At 62.7% G+C, this 4,671-nt stretch carries 2 protein-coding genes and 1 pseudogene; all 3 read right to left on the reverse strand.

Annotated elements, in window-relative coordinates; translation table 11 throughout:
- Positions 1-277 (reverse strand): annotated as a pseudogene (locus IRZ24_RS17015) (hypothetical protein); the annotation flags it as partial.
- Positions 278-524: 247 nt separating this feature from the next.
- Positions 525-1,937 carry an ROK family transcriptional regulator gene (locus tag IRZ24_RS17020; RefSeq protein WP_297166779.1) on the reverse strand — a complete coding sequence of 471 codons (1,413 nt, stop codon included), beginning with the start codon at positions 1,935-1,937 and terminating at the stop codon, positions 525-527.
- Between the two features lie 255 nt (positions 1,938-2,192).
- The coding region (locus tag IRZ24_RS17025) for a GH92 family glycosyl hydrolase (RefSeq protein ID WP_297166782.1) at positions 2,193-4,671 on the reverse strand (2,479 nt) is incomplete at its 5' end.

Below are 4,671 nucleotides of genomic sequence, written 5' to 3' on the forward strand. Positions count from 1 at the left end.
GCCTGCTGGTACGGGCGGCAGTTGACTGTGCGGGGCCGTCAACCAGCAGAGTCACACCCAACTCTTTGGCTTTGGCTTCAGCTCCCTTCTGCATGGTAATGTAGAAGGGATCACCTTTGACGCCCAGGATGAGCGCCACTGTATACTGGTTGCCGCCTGCGCTGGTCGCGGTACTGCCACCGCAGGCTGCTAGCGCCAGCCCACCAGCCGCGGCCAGGCTAGCGCTCAAGAAAGCTCGCCGACTCAGGCGATACTGCTGTGCCGTGAAGTCACGCATAAGGTTTTGCTCCTTTGCGGGCAGGGCTGTCAGCATGCCGCCGCTGCGATACTCCCTCAAGAACACTGAGAGATGATGACAGCCCAATGGACGGACAAACGAACGAGCACGATCCATAGCTCTGTAGGCGCTCCGACCCAGCGCATCCTGTCCGGCCTCCAGCCTCCGCCAACACGCGGACGGCACACCACTGTGACGGTCCGGGAGGCCACTGCTCGTATATCTATGGCGGACCGAAGCCTGGCGACTAGGCCGGAGATGATGGAGCCGCGTCGGCGCCTGCCGTTGACCCCGGCGCCGCGGCAGGCACAGCGCTGACTGAAGCGAAGAGGGCCGAGGCAGGCAACGAAAAGGCGGCATCCAGGACAGTGAGCACGGCACCGAGGGCAATGGCATTCCCCCCCAGGGCGCTCGGTAAGATCTGCGTGCCCTTCCAGGCAGCGGGCAGGCTGGCCGCCGCGGTGACGCGCCTCAGCGGCTTCAGCAACAGCTCACCGGCACGCGCCACCCCTCCATCTAGAACGATCACCGCAGGATTGAGCAGGTTGACCAGACCAGCCAGAGCCAGACCAATGCGCTCACCGGCACGCTCAATGGCTGCAATACTGGCCGCGTCCCCCTGGCGAGCCGCCTCAATGACATGACCAATGTCTACCGTGCCCGCCTGCGCCCGCGCCGCCAGAGCCGGCGTCGGTAGCTCGGCCTCGCGGCCTTCTTGCGCCAGCTTGCGCCGTAAGGACTCACCGCGGCAAGCATCAGCCACGATCGCACGCGCGCCCGCCAGCGTCTCCAGACAGCCACGATTGCCACAGACACAGGGCGGACCGTTCTCATCAATGCTCAGATGCCCCAGCTCGCCAGCACTTCCCTGGTGACCGCGATAGATGCGCCCATCGATGATCAGGCCGCCGCCGATGCCGGTGCCCACCTTGATATAGGCCATCTGGCCGACGCCGCGCCCGGCTCCACAGCGGCTCTCTCCCAGGGCGCCCATGTTGGCATCATTGTCGATATAAAGCGGACAGGGAAACTCGGCCTGCAGTCGCTGCCAGAGATCCACGTCATCCCAGCCGGGCATATGCGGCGGCGAACTGAGACGGCGCAGGTCCGGCGAGAGCGGCCCTGGAATGCCCAGCCCAATCCCCAGCAGCGACTCCCAGCTCACTCCCTGCTCCGCCAGAAACTGCCGCACTTCATTCACCAGTAGCGCCAGACATTCCTCCGGCCCGCGCTCGGTATCGAGAGGAAGCGAGCGCTGAGCAACAATTTCAGGCGCCAGGTTGGTCAGCACCATCTTCAGATGGGTGCGGCCTACATCGAGGCCGAGTATGCGGCCCGCGTCGGTATTAAAATGCACTAAGATAGCGCGCCGGCCCCCGCGGGGCGTGGCATCCAGCAGATGCCCCTCACGTACCAACCCTTCGCGCAGCAGCGCATCGACGATGCTGCTCACAGTGGTACGCGATAGCCCAAGGCGCTGAGCCAACATGACGCGCGCTAGTGGCCCGTGCTCGCGAATATAGTTGAGCACGAGCAAGCGATTAAATTGACGAATGCGATGTAAATCAGCCCCGCGCAGCGCCGACGCGCTGGCAGCCTCCTCCTGACGTCCCTCCCTGGCGCGCATTTCGGCTAACAGAGAATGAATCGCTCGCTCCATCCTTCTGGCCTCTGGTCAGCGTTTCCTCAGCTCCTCCCCACCTGCCGCTGACCTCCTCACTGTCGCTTGAGATAAGCAAGCAAGGGGTTCTACTCGCTCTAATATGAGCATTGTAGCATCTGACCACTTAGTTTGTCAAGCGTCGTAACTAAGCTGGAGGGAGAGGGAGGGAAGCGGGGAGCGTGCAGGCGGTGGCTCAGGGGCCGTCACCAGCACGCTCCTTGAACTTAAGCTGACGGAGAGAGGCGGAGGGAGCTAGCTCAGGGCGTAGGCGAAAATGTGCAGGTGGCCCTGGCTGACACTCGCCGGCAAAGTAATGCGCGCCACGGTCTTGCCAGCCTCCAAAGCGATGGGGGCACTGGCGAAGACGTAGGTTTCGACCTGCTGGGGGGTGCCTGAGCCACTATTGCGATACGGCATCTGGGCAGCGATCACATTGCCATAGGCGGGCGAGCTGGCGCCCGCATTGAGGGTCCAGTCGCTGAAACCAAGCTGGGCCGTCTGGGTACTGCCATCGGTATAGGTGATGGTCAGCGTGCCAACCGAGGGACCATTCGTAGCGCTGCCCAGGAAGGTGAGCTGAGTGGCGCCGGCCTTAGGGGGAACCTGCAGTGTCTGCCCGCTGCACTGGACATTATCCTGGGTCTCAACCGGCACATTGGGCCAGCGATAGCTGACGCCATTGACCGTGACGGTAGCGCCGGGCGTGTAGCCAAGGCTGGCCAGAAGCTGGGCCGAGTAGCTAAAGTGCGAGCCATCGAAGTCGGCGATTGTTGGAGTATTGTCATCCGAGATGCCGATGTTATTGACCAGCGGCAGCAGGCTCCCTGTGGGCGCCACCAGCACCGGCAAGGTCACCGCAGGCAAGGTCGAGCCATCGGCAGTCTGCACCTTAAAGGTCACCGTTGCATACCCTTCGGGCTGATCCCCTGCGGCGCTGACTGTCAGCGTCTGGCCAGCCGAACCGTAGGCCGGGACGCTGAAGCCGCCGTTGGAGGGAGAGACCGTCAGGCCGGCTGAGGGGCTGGCGCTCCAGCTCACGGCGCGCGTGTTCCCCAGCAAGTCACGCGCCAGCAAGCTGACCTGGGTGCTGGCGCCAGGGACGACGCTGGGACGAGCAGGTGAGAAGCTGATACGCGCCGCCATTTGGCCGGTGGTGTAGGAAGGTGGGGCATCAGCGGGATCACTGCCCCAGGTGGTATCAGGCACAGTGCTCAGCGCAAAATCGAGGGTTCCGCCCTGGGCAATGAAAGAAGGCGGCAACCAGGGGCGCGTTGTGGTCTGCCCGTTGACTCGCAGGCTCTGCACATAGGGAGCATTCTCGGCAGCCTGGGGAGCGTTGATCTGGATGACCTGCCCGCTGGGGCGCGTCAGCTTGATGCCCGGAAAGAGGGGACTGGCCAGGACCAGATCAGCGGTACCGGGCACGATGGGGAAGAAGCCTAGTGCGGCAAAAACATACCAGGAGGACATTTCGCCAAGATCGTCATTGCCAGCCAGGCCGCCTGGTCCGGGCGCATAGAGCGTATTGACAACCTGGCGTACCACCTGCTGGGTCTTGTAGGGAGCGCCGGCGTAGTCGTACTCCCAGGGCGTTTCAAGCGTCGGCTCATTGCCGAGAAAAGCGTAGGGCTGGTCTGGGCCGGCATTGAGCTGCGTGAAGAAGGTGTCCAGACGTGGCAGCACTTTGGCATTGCCGCCGAGGGCGTCAAAGAGGCCACGCAGATTAAACGGTACCATCCAGTTATATTGCGCGCCGTTGCCCTCGACCCAGCCTGCTTGACTGGCAGGATTGTAGGCTGAGGGGAAAGAGCCATCGGCATTGCGCGGCTCCAGATAAGCATCGGCGGGATTGAGCAGGTTCTCCCAGTCCTGGGCGCGGCCTATGAATTTCTGTGCCGTGCTCTGATCACCCAGGGCCTGAGCAAAGGCCCCAATGGCGAAATCAGCGCTGTCGTATTCAAGCTGGGTTGCTGCCGGCCCATAGAAGTTACAGCAGCCGTAGCCACCGTCCTGGGGCAAGTAGCCTAGCTCATCCAGGTAGCGCAGACCGGGCCGAATGTTATTCGGTTGCGTCGCCTCGTGGATCATGGCCGCCAGGGCGGCCTGCGTGTCGAAGTCGTGCGCGCCAAAGGCGTAGGCACCGGCAATGATTGGATCAGCCGGATCTCCGACCATGACGTAGGTTTCGCCGTTGGCTAGACTCCACTTTGGCAACTGGCCGCTTTGCTGGTAGGCCAGCACCATCGATTGAACGATGTCGCTGGTCTCCTGGGGCGCTAACAGGGCCAGGAGCTGGATTTCCGAACGATAGATGTCCCAGCCCGAGTAGTTGGCATAGAAGGCATGACCGCGCGGCATCGTGTGTACCCGGCCATCGAAGCCGATGTACTCTCCGTTGACGTCAGAAAAAACGTTCGGCTGCAGTAGCACATGGTAGAGGGCCGTATAGAAGGTGGTAAGCTGGGTAGCGGTCCCGCCGCTGATCTGGATCTCGCTCAACCAGCGGTTCCAGGTTGCCTGTGCCTGCTGACGTACCTGATCGAAGTTGCCGTCGGGATCTTCGCTATTGACGTTGAGACGAGCGTTGTCGACACTGACAAAAGAGATGCCAACGCGCACGGTGACGACGTTGGCGCGTGCTGTGTCAAAGGTGACAAAGGCGCCCGAACCGGGGCCAGAGACCGTCACGTCCGGGTGCTGGCGGGCCTTCTGAACGAGGGCGGGGGAGGGC

Origin of the sequence: Thermogemmatispora sp. (genome assembly GCF_019683755.1) — a bacterium.
GTDB lineage: Bacteria > Chloroflexota > Ktedonobacteria > Ktedonobacterales > Ktedonobacteraceae > Thermogemmatispora.

What these genes read in the sequence shown, in the direction of transcription:
- IRZ24_RS17020 (WP_297166779.1), bottom strand. Translation starts at nt 1,937, where the DNA reads ATGGAGCGAGCGATTCATTCTCTGTTAGCCGAAATGCGCGCCAGGGAG.